The sequence below is a fragment of the Streptomyces vulcanius genome (genome assembly GCF_042653945.1).
GTDB lineage: Bacteria > Actinomycetota > Actinomycetes > Streptomycetales > Streptomycetaceae > Streptomyces > Streptomyces mangrovi.
The window spans coordinates 78005-93349 of sequence record NZ_JBHSFK010000006.1 but is presented as its reverse complement, the minus strand read 5'-3'; the positions used below and the strand labels follow the sequence as shown (position 1 = coordinate 93349).

10 protein-coding genes are annotated in these 15345 nt (G+C 69.5%); 3 read left to right on the top strand and 7 right to left on the bottom strand.

Annotated features, from left to right (window positions below; translation table 11 throughout):
- Positions 1–59: 59 nt before the first annotated feature.
- The gene (locus tag ACFPIH_RS11325) at positions 60–665 is read right to left on the bottom strand and encodes a YdbC family protein (protein ID WP_381173937.1); all 606 of its coding nucleotides are present in this window, start codon (positions 663–665) and stop codon (positions 60–62) included.
- Positions 666–817: 152 nt separating this feature from the next.
- Between ACFPIH_RS11325 and ACFPIH_RS11320 the strand changes: the two genes are divergently transcribed.
- Entirely contained in the window at positions 818–1348 is a 531-nt protein-coding gene (locus ACFPIH_RS11320; protein ID WP_381173935.1) for a TerD family protein, read from the top strand.
- A 188-nt stretch (positions 1349–1536) separates the two neighbouring features.
- Here the strand turns inward: ACFPIH_RS11320 and ACFPIH_RS11315 are convergent, their stop codons facing one another.
- A complete protein-coding gene (locus tag ACFPIH_RS11315) occupies positions 1537–4437 on the bottom strand; it encodes a vitamin B12-dependent ribonucleotide reductase (RefSeq protein WP_381173933.1) in 2901 nt (966 codons plus the stop codon).
- Between the two features lie 165 nt (positions 4438–4602).
- Positions 4603–5178 (bottom strand): transcriptional regulator NrdR, encoded by a 576-nt coding sequence (gene nrdR, locus ACFPIH_RS11310; protein ID WP_381173931.1) that lies wholly within the window; start codon positions 5176–5178, stop codon positions 4603–4605.
- A gap of 596 nt (positions 5179–5774) precedes the next feature.
- Here nrdR and lexA point away from each other — a divergent pair.
- Positions 5775–6554 carry a transcriptional repressor LexA gene (gene lexA, locus ACFPIH_RS11305; RefSeq protein WP_055635752.1) on the top strand — a complete coding sequence of 260 codons (780 nt, stop codon included), beginning with the start codon at positions 5775–5777 and terminating at the stop codon, positions 6552–6554.
- A gap of 137 nt (positions 6555–6691) precedes the next feature.
- Here lexA and ACFPIH_RS11300 read toward each other — a convergent pair whose 3' ends face one another.
- From ACFPIH_RS11300 to ACFPIH_RS11285, 4 genes are all read right to left on the bottom strand, one after another.
- On the bottom strand, positions 6692–8668 hold the full coding sequence (locus ACFPIH_RS11300) for an ATP-dependent DNA helicase (RefSeq protein ID WP_381173928.1): 1977 nt from the start codon (positions 8666–8668) through the stop codon (positions 6692–6694).
- Positions 8669–8962: 294 nt separating this feature from the next.
- Positions 8963–9679, bottom strand: a complete 717-nt coding sequence (locus ACFPIH_RS11295) for a GNAT family N-acetyltransferase (protein ID WP_381173926.1) — start codon at positions 9677–9679, stop codon at positions 8963–8965.
- Positions 9648–11672 carry an IucA/IucC family protein gene (locus ACFPIH_RS11290; RefSeq protein ID WP_381173924.1) on the bottom strand — a complete coding sequence of 675 codons (2025 nt, stop codon included), beginning with the start codon at positions 11670–11672 and terminating at the stop codon, positions 9648–9650. The genes ACFPIH_RS11295 and ACFPIH_RS11290 overlap by 32 nt, the downstream gene beginning before the upstream one ends.
- Before the next feature lie 152 nt (positions 11673–11824).
- Positions 11825–13486, bottom strand: coding sequence for an aminotransferase class III-fold pyridoxal phosphate-dependent enzyme (locus ACFPIH_RS11285; protein WP_381173922.1), 1662 nt, complete (start codon positions 13484–13486; stop codon positions 11825–11827).
- A gap of 534 nt (positions 13487–14020) precedes the next feature.
- On the opposite strand from ACFPIH_RS11285, the gene ACFPIH_RS11280 reads away from it, so the two are divergent.
- Positions 14021–15238, top strand: a complete 1218-nt coding sequence (locus tag ACFPIH_RS11280) for a trypsin-like serine peptidase (RefSeq protein ID WP_381173920.1) — start codon at positions 14021–14023, stop codon at positions 15236–15238.
- The last annotated feature ends 107 nt before the right edge of the window (positions 15239–15345 follow it).

Genomic DNA, 15345 nt, shown 5'->3' with positions numbered 1-15345 from the left:
TCCCGCACCAGGAGCCCCACAAGCCACACGGCCAACAGGCCGGACCGCAAGTCCGCATTTCAAACCGTCCAGGTCGTCTCGAGTTCCACGATGTCGCCGGTGAGCGAGGCGATGTCCGCCTCCGTCTGGGCCCGCAGCGCGAGCCGCTCCACGCGTTCGGTGCGGTACTTCCCGTGCTCGGCCACCGAACGCCACATCGACAGGACCAGGAACTCATGGCCGGGTGCCTCGCCGAACATGCCCCGGATCATGCCGGGCGATCCGGCCATGGCGGGGTTCCAGACCTTCTCCTGCATGAGGGTGAAGTGCTCGGCGCGCTCCTCGTGGACCCGGCACAGGGCGACCCGCAGCAGGTCGGAGTCGGTGAATCGGGGCTCGAAGCCGGTCTTCACGTCGAAGCGGTAGTCGAACAGCCGTACCTGGGCGTCCTTGAACGTGCCCGACTGGGCCGCCGCCAACCGGTCGTGGGAACGGGCCATGAAGGAGTCGTAGAAGGCACGGCTCTCCCAGAAGGCGAAGACATGCGCGACCGACGGCCGTCCCCTGCTCCAGCCCCCGCCCTGTCCCCGAAATCCCGGCTCCCCCAGAAGCCCCGCCCACTTTCGCTGCCCCCGCTCGAAACCGCGGCGGTCCACCACGGTGCAGCGAATCCACTTGACCAGCACCGCGCCATCGTACGGCCAGCGGACGTGGCGCCGGTCACTCTCTGGCGCAGAGCAGTCATGCGACGGCCACACGCGCGTGGCAGGATGGACAATCGGCCCTGATGGTCGGCCAGTTCGGGGCGAGGCAGACGGCGAAACGGGGAGGGAAGGCTGTGAACGGCCTCAACAAGGGGATCCGCAAGGTCGAAATGGCGCTGAAGTGGGATCCAAGTCCCGCAGGGCAGCCGCCCACCGATCTGGACATCGTTGCCGCGACCTACCTGGCGAGCGATCCGCAGGGAGCGCCCGTCTATGTGGTGCATTTCGACAGCCGCTCGCCCGACGGCACGATCTATCTCAACCGTGACAGCAAGGACGGCAAGGGCTTCGGCTGGGACGAGGTCATGACGCTCGAGCTGGACCGGCTGGACGCGCGCTACGCACGCGTGGTGGTCGGTGTCGTCATACAACAGCAGCCGGCGCACCGGACCTTCGTCAGCGTACTCAACCCCGCCTTCCGGATCCGTGAGGGCTACAACGTCCTCGACGAGGACGACTTCGGCAGCGTCCTCGGATCTACGGCGGCGACGGTCGGGGAGTTCATGCGCGAGACGTCCGGCTGGTCGTTCCACTCGGGCGTCCAGGGCTTCGAGGACGACCCGGCGACGTTCACCCAGATCATGGGCCAGGTCCGCCAGTCCTGAACAACTGCATGAGGGGCGCCGGCCTTTCGGTCGTCGCCCCTCATCGGTGTCTACCGGGACCCACCCGGTAACCCGCTCCGCCAACCAGATCAGAACGTCAGTGCGTCTCTCGGACGCCAAAGGCGGTGGCGTCGAGAAACGGCGCCACCGCCCTGACCTGGGAATTCATCCCCGGGCTGTGCCGGGAATCAGCTGCAGCCGCTGGTTGAACCGCAGCCCTCGCAGATGTAGCAGGAACCGGCCCGCTGCATCTTCGTACCGCAGGAGAAGCACAGCGGGGCGTCGGCCTGGATGCCCAGCTGCATTTCGACCAGTTCGGCGCTGGTGTGGGCCTGCTGCAGAGCGGGCTTGGCCACCTCGGCGCCGGTCTTCGGGCCGGACACGGCCTTCAGGTCCGTCGGACGCGGGGCCGACTGCGCGAGGCCCTCGACGTCGACGTCCTCGACGGAGGGCTCGTACGAACCCGTCTCCAGGTGGCGCTGGCGCTCCTCGGCGGAGTGGATGCCGAGTGCGGAGCGCGTCTCGAAGGGCAGGAAGTCGAGCGCCAGGCGGCGGAAGATGTAGTCGACGATCGACTGCGCCATCCGCACGTCCGGGTCGTCCGTCATACCGGCCGGCTCGAAGCGCATGTTGGTGAACTTCGAGACGTACGTCTCCAGCGGCACGCCGTACTGGAGGCCGACGGAGACGGCGATGGAGAAGGCGTCCATCATGCCCGCGAGGGTCGAACCCTGCTTCGACATCTTCAGGAAGACCTCGCCGAGACCGTCGTCCGGGTAGGAGTTGGCGGTCATGTAGCCCTCGGCGCCGCCGACCGTGAAGGAGGTCGTGATGCCGGGGCGGCCCTTGGGGAGGCGCTTGCGGACCGGACGGTACTCGACGACCTTCTCGACCGCGGCACGGATCGTGTCCTCGGCCTTCTCCGTGACGGCCTTCTCCTGCTCCTTGGTGTCCTTGGTCTTCGCGGAGAGGGGCTGGCCGACCTTGCAGTTGTCGCGGTAGATCGCGAGCGCCTTGACGCCGAGCTTCCATGCCTCGAAGTAGATCTCCTCGACCTCCTCGACGGTCGCCGTCTCCGGCATGTTGACCGTCTTGGAGATGGCGCCGGAGATCCAGGGCTGGATCGCGGACATCATGCGGACGTGGCCCATCGGGGAGATGGCGCGCTCGCCCATGGCGCAGTCGAACACCTCGTAGTGCTCCTGCTTGAGGCTCGGCGCGTCGATCACGTTGCCGTTGTCGGCGATGTGGGCGACGATCGCCTCGATCTGCTCCTCCTGGTAGCCCAGGCGGCGCAGGGCCTGCGGGACGGTGCCGTTGACGATCTGCATCGAGCCGCCGCCGACCAGCTTCTTGAACTTGACCAGGGCGAGGTCGGGCTCGACGCCGGTGGTGTCGCAGGACATCGCGAGACCGATGGTGCCGGTCGGGGCGAGCACGGACGCCTGGGAGTTACGGAAACCGTTCCTCTCCCCGAGGCGCAGCACGTCCTGCCAGGCTTCCGTGGCGGCGGCCCAGACCGGGGTGTCGAGGTCGTCCACACGTACGGCCGTGCCGTTGGCGTCGGAGTGCTGCTTCATGACGCGGTTGTGGGCGTCGGCGTTGCGGGCGTAGCCGTCGTACGGGCCGACGACCGAGGCGAGTTCGGCGGAGCGGCGGTAGGCCGTGCCGGTCATCAGGGAGGTGATGGCGCCGGCCAGGGAGCGGCCGCCGTCGGAGTCGTACGCGTGGCCGGTGGCCATCAGCAGGGCGCCGAGGTTGGCGTAGCCGATGCCGAGCTGGCGGAACGCGCGCGTGTTCTCACCGATCTTCTGGGTGGGGAAGTCGGCGAAGCAGATGGAGATGTCCATCGCGGTGATGACGAGCTCGACGACCTTCTGGAAGCGCTCGGCCTCGAAGGACTGGCTGCCCTTGCTGTCGTCCTTGAGGAACTTCATCAGGTTCAGCGACGCGAGGTTGCAGGACGTGTTGTCCAGGTGCATGTACTCGCTGCACGGGTTCGACGCGGTGATCCGGCCGGACTCGGGGCAGGTGTGCCAGTTGTTGATGGTGTCGTCGTACTGGATGCCGGGGTCGGCGCAGGCCCAGGCGGCTTCGGCGATCCTGCGGAAGAGCGCCTTGGCGTCGACCTCCTCGATCACCTCACCGGTCATCCGGGCGCGCAGGCCGAACTTGCCGCCCTGCTCGACGGCCGTCATGAACTCGCTGTTCACACGGACCGAGTTGTTGGCGTTCTGGTACTGGACGGACGTGATGTCGTCGCCGCCCAGGTCCATGTCGAAGCCCGCGTCGCGCAGGACGCGGATCTTCTCCTCTTCCTTGACCTTGGTCTCGATGAAGTCCTCGATGTCCGGGTGGTCCACGTCGAGGACGACCATCTTGGCGGCCCGGCGGGTGGCGCCGCCGGACTTGATGGTGCCGGCGGAGGCGTCCGCCCCGCGCATGAAGGAGACCGGGCCGGAGGCGTTGCCGCCGGAGGACAGCAGTTCCTTGGACGAACGGATCCGGGAGAGGTTGAGGCCGGCGCCGGAGCCGCCCTTGAAGATCATGCCCTCTTCCTTGTACCAGTCGAGGATCGACTCCATGGAGTCGTCGACGGCCAGGATGAAGCAGGCGGAGACCTGCTGGGGCTGCGGGGTCCCGACGTTGAACCAGACGGGGCTGTTGAAGCTGAAGATCTGGTGCAGGAGGGCGTATGCCAGCTCGTGCTCGAAGATCTCGGCGTCGGCGGGCGAGGAGAAGTACCGGTGGTCCTCGCCGGCCTTCCGGTACGTCTTCACGATGCGGTCGATCAGCTGCCTGAGGCTGACCTCGCGCTGCGGGGTGCCCACGGCACCGCGGAAGTACTTGCTGGTGACGATGTTGACCGCGTTCACCGACCAGAAGTCGGGGAACTCGACGCCGCGCTGCTCGAAGTTGATCGAGCCGTCGCGCCAGTTGGTCATGACGACGTCACGGCGCTCCCAGACCACCTCGTCGTACGGATGCACGCCCGGGGTGGTGTGAATGCGCTCGATGCGCAGGCCCTTGGTGGTCTTGGTGCCCTTCGCTCGGGAACCTCGTGCCGGACCGCTCGCCGTCTCTGTCATGCCGCCTCCCTCTTAGGGCAAAAACGCCCTGAAATGCCACGTTGTTCCCGTGACACGTTGCTCTGTGGTGTGCTGCGGGCGCCCACGCGCTACCACCCACAGCAAGTCTTCTTCCGCCGCCGCCCGGCCGGCACCTGGGCCCGAGGCCCTGCGCCGGCCCGCCGGTCAGCCGGCGGTGCGGGCGGGCACGGGGACCTGTCCGGTCCCCCCGCGCCCACCGTCGTCCTTCCGGCTCCCCACGACCGTGCCTGCGGCGTCATCGGCGTATTCGCGGTCGTCGTCCACGGCAGGGTGTTGCGTCTGGTCCCTCAGTTCCGCGATGGCGGCCTCGAAGTCCTCGAGCGAGTCGAACGCCCGGTAGACGGAGGCGAATCGCAGATACGCGACGAGGTCGAGTTCCTGCAACGGGCCGAGTATGGCCAGCCCCACGTCGTGCGTGGTCAGCTCGGCGCTTCCGGTGGCCCGCACCGCCTCCTCGACCCGCTGCCCGAGCTGGGCGAGCGCGTCCTCGGTGACGGGCCGCCCCTGGCATGCCTTGCGCACGCCGTTGATGACCTTGGTGCGACTGAACGGCTCGGTGACCCCGGACCGCTTCACCACCATGAGCGAGCACGTCTCCACGGTCGTGAAACGACGGGTGCAGTCAGGACACTGGCGGCGCCTGCGGATCGACGTACCGTCGTCGGTCGTACGACTGTCGACGACGCGGCTGTCGGGGTGCCTGCAGAAGGGGCAGTGCATGAATTCCCAACCCTCCTCACAGCAGACTCAATGACCTCGCCGGGCCTCATGGGCCCCTCGAAGCAGCCCCAAGCATAGGCGATCCACACGCATCCAAAGACACGGGGGACCACAACTTCTGGGCCACTGATGCCATCCAACCACTACATGTGGGGATTGGCTCATACACGGGCTCCATGCGCGCGTGTCGCAGTCACACGGTCACACCCCGTACGCCCCGCCCGGCGCGGCGAACCCTCGGGGCGCACGGAACACGCCACACACACACGCGCGCAGGGGTGTGGAGCCGTGGCACATACGGCGATACCGTGGGCGCCGCAGGGAGGTCAGGTGCGACTCTCGCGCAGACCGGGCCCGACCCCCGGTCGACCGGAGACCGGATGGCAGACTGGGGCAGCACCCCACAAGGGCGTCAACCCTGGCGGCGAAGAGTACAACAATGATCCCTTTTGCCCGCTGAACGTCGCGATAGGCCATACACCCAGACACATGATCAAGTCAGGCTATCCACGCTTTTTCACTCGAACGTGTGTTTGGCGCAACCTTTCGAAAGCAACTACCGTTGTGCAGCAGGGAGACAATCGAGAGGGGCCGACGTGACCACCACCGCAGACAGTGCCACCATCACCGCCCAGGACCGCTCCCAGGGCCGACTCGAGCCGGTGCATGCGATGAACGAAGCTGTGAATCCCGAGGGGCACAAGCGCTCCCTGCCGGGCCGACCTCCAGGCATCCGGGCGGACAGCTCGGGACTCACCGACCGACAGCGCCGGGTGATCGAGGTCATCAGGGACTCCGTGCAGCGGCGCGGTTACCCGCCGTCCATGCGGGAGATCGGCCAGGCCGTCGGCCTGTCCAGCACGTCCTCGGTGGCGCACCAGCTGATGGCATTGGAGCGCAAGGGCTTCCTGCGCCGCGACCCGCACCGCCCGCGTGCGTACGAGGTGCGCGGCTCCGACCAGGCCGTCTCCGTGCAGCCCACGGACACCGCCGGGAAGCCCGCCGCGTCGTACGTCCCGCTGGTCGGCCGGATCGCGGCCGGCGGCCCGATCCTCGCCGAGGAGTCCGTCGAGGACGTCTTCCCGCTGCCCAGGCAGCTCGTGGGCGACGGTGAACTGTTCGTGCTGAAGGTCGTCGGAGACTCGATGATCGAGGCCGCGATCTGTGACGGAGACTGGGTCACCGTCCGCCGCCAACCCGTCGCGGAGAACGGCGACATCGTGGCCGCGATGCTCGACGGCGAGGCCACCGTGAAGCGTTTCAAGCGCGAGGACGGCCATGTGTGGCTCCTGCCGCACAACGCGGCGTACGAGCCGATCCCCGGCGACGACGCGACCATTCTCGGCAAGGTGGTGGCGGTGCTGCGCCGCGTCTGAGCGCGGTGGGCGGGCCTCACCTCCGCCGCCCTCCCTGACTGGGCCCCGGGATCCCTGCGCCGGTTCCGGGGCCCTGCGCTGTCCGTGAGTTCTTTGGCGACGGCCCCGTCCCGGTGCGGAAACGGGGCCGTCGCCACTCACTGGGTCTCGGCCTGCCGGGCCGTCGCGTCGATGGCAGCGAGGGACTTCCGGACCTGGTTGCGGTCCGTGGTGTACCAGAAGTCCGGCAGGGATGCCTTCAGATAGCTCCCGTAACGGGCCGTCGCCAACCGCTGATCCAGTACGGCGACCACCCCGCGGTCCCCCGACGCCCGGACGAGGCGGCCGGCGCCCTGCGCCATCAGCAGCGCCGCGTGCGTGGCGGCGACGGCCATGAAGCCGTTGCCACCGGCGTCCTCCACCGCCTTCTGACGGGCGCTCATCAGCGGGTCGTCCGGACGCGGGAAGGGGATCTTGTCCATCACCACCAACTGACAGCTGGGGCCGGGCACGTCCACGCCCTGCCAGAGCGACAACGTCCCGAAGAGGCACGTCCTGGGGTCCGCGGAGAAGTTCTTGATCAGCTCGCCCAGGGTCTCCTCGCCCTGCAGGAGGATCGGGAACTCGGGGATACGGCCTCGCAGTTCCTCCGCCGCGAGCTGGGCCGCGCGCATGGAGGAGAACAGGCCGAGGGTGCGTCCGCCGGCCGACTGGATCAGTTCGCTCAGCTCTTCCAGCATGTCCGTGCGGTCGCCGTCCCGCGCGGGGCGGGACAGGTGCTTGGCGACGTACAGGATGCCCTGCTTGCGGTAGTCGAAGGGCGAGCCGACGTCGATCCCCTTCCACTGGGGGAGGTCCTCGCCCTCCGCACCCTCGGGGGCGAGTCCCAGGGAGGCACCCACGCCGTTGAAGTCCCCGCCCAGCTTCAGGGTCGCGGAGGCCAGGGTCACGGAGCGGTCCGCGAAGAGCTTCTCCCGCAGCAGACCTGACACCGACATGGGCGCGACGCGCAGGGAGGCACCGAAACGGTCGTGCCGCTCGTACCAGACGACGTCGTACTCGGAGCCGCCGACGATCCGCTCCGCCACGTCGTGCACGGACTCCACGGACGCGAGCGCCTGTTTGCGGACCGCGTCCTCGTCCTGGACGGACTTGTCGCGGGTCGCGCCGATCCCGGAGATGACGGTCCGCGCGGCGTCGCGCAGCGCCATCAGGGCGTATCCGAGATCCTCCGGAATCTCCTCCAAGCGGCCCGGCAGCGCCAGCTCCATCAGCCGCTCGAAGCCCTCGGCCGCGGTCTGGAGCTGGTCGGCGGCCTTCTCGTTGACCAGCTTGGCCGCCCGCCGCACGGCTCGGTTGACCTGCCCCGGGGTGAGCTCGCCGGTGGCCACACCGGTGACCCTCGACACCAGTTCGTGCGCCTCGTCGACGATCAGCACCTCGTGCTGCGGGAGGACGGGGGCGCCTTCGATGGCGTCGATGGCCAGCAGGGCGTGATTGGTGACGACGACCTCGGCCAGCTTGGCTCGCTCACGGGCCATCTCCGCGAAGCACTCCGCGCCGTAAGCGCACTTCGAAGCGCCCAGGCACTCCCGGGAGGACACCGACACCTGGGCCCAGGCCCGGTCGGACACGCCGGGTGTGAGGTCGTCGCGGTCGCCGGACTCGGTCTCGTCCGACCATTCGCGCAGCCGCAGCAGGTCCTGGCCCAGCTTGCTGGTGGGCGCGGCTGCCTCGAACTGGTCGAAGAGACCCTCTTCCTCGTCCTGCGGGACGCCTTCGTGCAGGCGGTGCAGGCACAGGTAGTTCGACCGGCCTTTCAGCATCGCGAACTCGGGACGCCGACGCAGCAGCGGGTGCAGTGCCTCGACCGTGCGCGGCAGGTCCCGCTCCACCAGCTGGCGCTGCAGCGCGAGGGTGGCGGTCGCGACGACCACCCGCTCCCCGTGCGCGAGCGCGGGCACCAGGTAGCCCAGCGACTTTCCGGTGCCGGTGCCGGCCTGGACCAGCAGATGGGAACCGTCGTCGATCGCGTCCGCGACGGCTTCGGCCATGGTCACCTGGCCGGGGCGCTCCGCACCGCCGACAGCTGCGACGGCGGCATGGAGGAGTTCAGGGAGTGAGGGCTTCGTCATAGCGCGACCACCCTACGGCGCGGGACTGACAAACGGGTGATCCAGCAGGTGGTCAGGGAGGCGCTCGGCGCGCTGGGGCAGGGCGGCGAGAGGGGTGAGTGGGGTGACGGAGTCAAGGTGCGGGGCTTCTCGGCTTCGAGGGCTGGCAGGGGCTGAGGAGGTGGCTGACAGGGCTTGAGGAGGCAGTCGGCGAGTGCCTGAAGAAATTTTCGGGATTCGCGGAATCGGCGGGAACCGGCGCGGGCGCCGAGGCGTTCCACTTGTAACGGCTCGTGATGAGTCAAGTACTAAAAGTTACAACACATCGCGGAGGGTCCTGTCCCGGACCATGAGGGCGGCCCGCTTGGTGGCCAGGTGGACCTCGGCGGAGAAACGGAAACCGGCAGTGAGAAACGCGGCGATGGAGGGGGTGTTGCGAAGATCGGGTTCAGCGATGACTCGTGCGCACGCGGGTCTCCTGTCGAGTACGAGATCGGCGACGGCTCTGAGCAACAGGCCGCCGAGTCCGTGCCCGCGGACTGCGGCGTCGCCGATGAGGACGTGGATGCCCATGTCGTGAGGTCGGGCTGGGTAGTGGCGGGCCAGGGGGTCGAGATCCGCCCGGTAGATCTCCCAGTAGCTCATCGGCATGCCCCCGAGCACACCGAGACAGGGAACGCTGTGCCGCACGGAGGCGGAGAGCTGACGGCGCAGATGTCGCTCGGTGACGGTGCTGGGACCCGCCAGTTCCCAATACGCCGCGACGGCCGGTTCGTTCATCCAGCGGCGGATGAGTGGAAGGTCCCGCTCGACCCGGACGGAGACGAGGTGGAACTCGCCCGCGGGGGTGGCGGTGGGGCCCCAGTCGCCGACGCGGTCGAGTGGGTACGGCTGCTGGACGGCATGCACGGCAGGGCTCCTCGCATCAGGCGGGGCGGACAGGCTCCTCGGAAACGGAGTAAGGGCGACGGGAGTTGGGGTCGGTGATGCGGCGGACAGTTCAGGAGTGGAGGGGGTTGGCGATGGTGACATACACGGACTGGGTGTCCACCGGGCCGACGAGTTCGTCGAGACCGTGCAATCGGGTCAGTAGATTGGCCTTGCAGCGCAGAACGGGTGAGTCGAGCAGCCGGACCGGCAGGGAACTGCTCAGCCGGTCGGGGCCGGAGGCTGCGGCGGCGAGGAAACGGCGGAAGGCAGCGAGCAACAGATGCTCGTCGGCGAGCCGCTGGGAACCGAACGCGCCGATGAGACCGAGCACGTTGTTGATCCCCAGGTAGTAGGCGAACCGCTCGTCGGTGACCTCGTCGGAGACGAAGGTGTCGCTGTACTCGCCGATACAGGGCAGCTGGGCTTCGAGCTCCGCGCGGCGGGAGGTACGGAAGTAATAGCCCTGGTTGTCACGGTAGCGGCCACCCGTGGGCCAACCGTCCCGGTCCAGCAGGAGCAGGGTGTTCTGCTGGTGCGCCTCCAGGGCGATGCCCGCTTCGCCGTCGAGCCACAGCACCGGACGCACCACGTGTTCCAGGTAGCGCAGGAACCACTCGACGGAGACGGCTCCGAGCGGGCGCCCCGTGCATACCGCGAGCCGCGCGAGGACCACGGCGAGCCGGGAACTGCGGATGGAGTGCGGAGCCGGATTCGAGATAGGGGGCGGTGGGAGTGGCCCGTCCGGTGGGAGGTGCAGCGGGCGGGGTGAGACGAGGCCGGCGATGCAGGAGATGTCCTGCGCGGGGGTGAACGGGTTGTGGCGGATCACGACGTCGAGTCCTCGCAGCGGGAGACCGTCGGTGCCGTCGGCTGCGAGCCAGGCCGGGTCGCGGACGATGTCGAAGCCCGGGTGGGCCGCCCGCCACCGTCCGGACAGGCCGGCCCGCAGCAGGCGGTGCACCTCGACGCCGCGGTGGAGTTCTTTGCGGAGGTTCTCACGACAGGAGTTGGTGATGCGCAGGCCGAGCGAGAGCTTGAGCATCGCCGGGGCGCCGGACTGGTGGACGGTGCGTACGGAGGAGGTGGGATACCAGGGCGAGCCGTGTACGCCGAGGTCGCGGAGCAGCCCGGAGTCGAGCAGGGCGGTGACCTCGGGGCGGTGCCGGGCCTCGCGCAGTTGCCATGGGTGCAGGGGCAGGAGGGCGTAGTTGTCGGGCAGTTGAAGGTCGGGGCCGGCGAGTCGGGCGGTCAGCCGGTAGGCGGGGACGGTACGGCCGTTTTCCGTCCAGGCGGAGTCGGTGGCGAGCAGGGAAGGAGCGACAGCCAACCAGTGGAGGGAGAAAGACCCGCGCAACTCGGGTGAGTAGAGCCGCCCTTCAGCCTCCGAGAGACCTTCTCGGCTCTTCGGGGTCGGGTGCAGGGGGTGTCCGAGCAGCAGTGCCTGTTCGGCTGACAGGAACAGGTCGGGTCCGTCGGCTGGGCGTTCGCGGCGCTCGGCGATGAAATCGGCGGTACGGCACACCGAGTCGACGACGCGTGCCACCAGGTCGATGCCGTCGCTGTTCGCGGGGGTGGGGTCCGCTTCCGTGGGGGCGGTGCCCGCTTCGGCGGGGGCCGTCATGCCTGTGGTGGCGCGGGCTGCCGCTGAGGATGCCTCGCGGGCCAGCAGGGCCGCGACCGTGGCGGCGTCCGCGGGTGGGGCGTGGTCGGGGGCCCCGGCAAGGCGGGGGCGGCCGAAGCGATGCCAGCCGGTCGGGGACCAGTAGTGGACCGGGGCGAGCAAGGCGGTGGCGCTTGCGGGCAGTGGCACCTGGAGGGTGCCGCCCACGGGAGCGGACAGGCCCGCCTCTCGTACCCAGCAGCGGAGCAGGTTCTCCACGGCGGCTGCCTGCGCCGCCGTGTGGGGGTCGGGGTGGTCCAGGAGGTCGCCCGGGGCGGGGTGCGGTGACGCGCAGTGCGGGGTGTCGCGCTGCTGGCGAGGGACGGAAGCGGTCGGTGTGGCTTTGCTCGACGGAACGAAGGAGGTGGCGGCTTGTGTGGAGGAAACGGCAGGGACGAGTTCCGGGGTACTGGCTGAAGGTGGGGTGGTGTTCAAGGTCGTTCCTCGTGAGGTGGCGCCGCTACGGGCGGCGACGCGGCGGGCTGGGGCGGCGAACGGGGCCCGGCGGCCGGCATTCCGGTGGTGGTATCCGCCTCGTGAGGTGGCGACCCGTGGGCGAGTGGGTGGAGGTGGGGCGGCTGTTCGGGTCATCCCGCACGTTCGGCACAGGCGCGGCGGCCCTCGGTCCGCCCGGGCGGCAGGTTCGGCGGCTTGTCGCCACGGTGACTGGTGCGATCGGCGTGGCCGGTGCAGCCTGTGCGATCGGCATGGCTGGTGCGGCCCGTGTGGTCAGTGCGGCCCGTGCGGTCGGCGTGGCTGCGGGCCGCTGCCTCGATCGCGTCGGCCAGTCGGTCGAGTACCGCGGTGGCCTGCTCGTCGGTGATGGTCAGCGGCGGAAGCAGCCGTACGACGCCGGCGTGGCGGCCTCCGAGTTCGACGATGAGACCGCGACGAAGGCACTCCCGCTGTACGGCGGCGGCCAGTTCCGGGGCGGCGGGGTGGGAGCAGCGGTGCTGGGGCGTGCCCAGCACGCGGCCTGCCCCAGCCCCAGCCTCAGCACCAGCGCTGGCACTGGGAGCGGCACCGGCACCGGCACCGGCACCGGCACCGGCATGTGGGCGGAGACGCGCAGGGGGTGCCGTCGGGTTCGCCGCGTCCTGGGCCCTGTCTCCGTGTCCCCGTTCCGGCGCGGCCGAGTGTTCCGCCTCCGGGTCGACCATCTCGACGCCGATCATCAAGCCCCGTCCTCGGACGTCTCCCATGCAGGGGAAGTGCGCGGCGAGGTCGCGGAGTTGGCCCAGCATGTGGGCTCCGAGGGCGGCGGCGCGGTCGGCGAGGCGGTTCTCGCGGACGTGGGCGAGGGTGGCCGTGCCTGCGGCCATGGCGAGTTGGTTGCCGCGGAAGGTGTCCGCGTGGGCGTCGGGTCGCCAGACGTCGAGGTCGTCGCGGTAGACCAGGACGGCCAGGGGAAGGCTGCCGCCGATGGCCTTGGAGAGGACCATCACGTCGGGGGTGACCCCGCTGTGCTCCACGGCCCAGAAGGCGCCGGTGCGGCCGACACCGGTCTGTACCTCGTCGGCGATGAGGGGGATGGCGCGGTCGGCGGTGATCTGCCGCATGCGGCGCATCCAGGCGTCCGGTCCGGGGGTCACACGCTCGCCCTGGACGGGTTCGAGGATCAGCCCGGCAGGCCGTCGGAGGGCGAACCTGGGGTCGTCGAGGACGGAATCGGTCCAGTGGGCGGCGAGTTCGGCGCCGCGTTCGCCGTCGGCGCCGAACGGGCAGCGGCAGTCCTGCGGATAGGGCAGCTGCGTCACCCGGGCGTCGAGGGGGTCGTCGGCGGCTTCGAGGGCTCCGGAGGTCGTCCTGGGGTGGGCGCCGGTGAAGGCCAGGACGTCCGTGCGGCCGGTGGCGGTGCGGACCAGTTCGAGCGCGGCCCGCACAGCGTCCCCACCGGCGGGTCCGCAGAACCGTACGCGCGAGCGGCCGACCAGTCCGGGCGGCAGAGTGCGGAACAGCTCGGTGATGAAGGCGTCCTTGACCGGGGTGGCGAGGTCATGGACGTGCAGGGGCGCGCCCGAGTCGAGGACCTTGCGGATGGCCTCCAGCACGACGGGATGGTTGTGGCCGAGCGCGAGGGTGCCGGCGCCGGAGACGCAATCGAGGTAACGGCGGCCGTTGGCGCCCTCGATGGTCAGTCCCCGGGCGCGGACCGGCACGATGGGCAGGGCACGCGCATAGGTACGCGCCGAGGACTCACGCGTCGACTGGCGGCGCAGGATGCCCTCCCGCGCGGTCCGGACACCCACCGGGCGCCCTGCGTCAGCCGCGCCGGTGACGAGGGTTCCGAAGGTCCCGAAGGCTCCCGAGGAGGAAGGTCCGGCGGCAGCGGCTCCCTCGGGGGAAGCCCCGGTGGTACGCCCCGGGAGGACCTCTTCGGACTTCGGCTCAGGCATTGGCCGTGGTGCCGGCTCGGGCACTGGCTCAGGTTTGGGCTCGGACATGGGCTCGGGCACTGGCTCAGGTTTCGGCTCGGACATGGGCTCGGGCACTGGCTCAGGCTGTGGCTCGGGCATTGGTACAGGCTTTGGCTCGATCGCTGCCACGGCTCCCCTGTCCTCCCGCCGGTCGGAGGGCGGGCTCACGCGTCAACCCCCCGTCGCTACCAACCCCTCACGGCTGTACGGGTTACGGGTCGTTACGAGATTGGCCGGACACGCACCTGCACCAAGGGCAGGTGGCCTGTGGCGGAACCGTTGCTGTTCCGGCGGAGGGCGCCCACAGCGAGCGCATATCGTGTGGTGGCACAGCAGAGTTCGTTGACAGCAGGGGGAGTTCAGACCATGCGATCGATACGGCCGTCGTTCACCGCTCACCGAGGGAGGAACACGCGCCGCAGAACCTCCCCCGTGCTGGGCGCGATCGCCCTCGCCTCGGTGCTCGCGCTCACCGCGACCGCCTGCGACTCGGGCGACACCAATGCCGGGAGCCAGGCCAGCTCCTCGGCTGCCGACGACGGAAAGATCACGATCCCGGACGACATCAAGGACCGGCTCAAGGAACACGGGATCGATCTCGACAAGTGGAAGAACGGCGCCTGGAAGAACTGGGACGAGGACGACTGGCTGCGCGAGGCCAAGGACTACATCAACCCGATCATCAAGGGTCTGTGGGACCCGGACCGGATGCGCGAGGCGGAGGATCCGGACCGGGGTGTCGACGACACCGACCTCTCCGCCGACCAGGGCGTGACCGACCCGACACCCGAGGCCGTGGACGCCAAGGCGGTGGCGACGCCGTACCACACCAACGCCCCCGAGGCGGGCAAGGTGTTCTTCGACTCTCCCGAGGGCACGATGGTCTGCTCGGCGACGGTCGTGGAGGACCCGGCCCACCCGGGCAAGTCCAACCTGGTGTGGACGGCGGGCCATTGCGTGCACGCCGGCAAGAAGGGCGGCTGGTACCGCAACATCGCCTTCGTGCCGTCGTACAACGACAAGGGTTTGTCGGCCGACGAGTTGAAGGCGGCCACGCGGGAGCAGTCGGCTCCCTACGGCGTCTGGTGGGGCGACTGGGTGAAGACCTCGGACCAGTGGATCGCGCAGGGCGGTCAGACGGGCGGGGACGGCGCGCCGTACGACTTCGCCGTCATCCATGTGACACCGGAGGAGGGTGGTTCCGGCAAGTCCCTGGAGGAGACGGTTGGTTCGGCCCTGCCGGTGGACTTCGCCGCGCCTTCGGTGCCGAAGGTCGACAGCATCACCGCGACGGGGTATCCGGCGGCGAAGCCGTTCGAGGGGCAGACGCTCTACCAGTGCCAGGACAAGCCGGGGCGGCTGTCGTTCAGCGAGTCGGACCCGACGATGTACCGGATCGGGTGCACGATGACCGGCGGTTCGTCCGGCGGTGGCTGGGTGGCGACGGGGTCGGACGGCAAGCCGGCGCTGGTGTCCAACACCTCGATCGGCCCGGCGAGTTCGGGCTGGCTCGCGGGGCCGCGGCTGGGTGAGGTGGCCAAGGGCGTGTACGACTCGGTGAGCGAGAAGTTCGCCGGACAGTAGACGTAGACGCCGTCTGCCGCGCATGGCAAAAGGCCCGTCCCCCACGCGAGCAGGGGGCGGGCCTTGGTGCTTCGCCACGCGACCACGCGACCGGTCAGCTTCGCCTC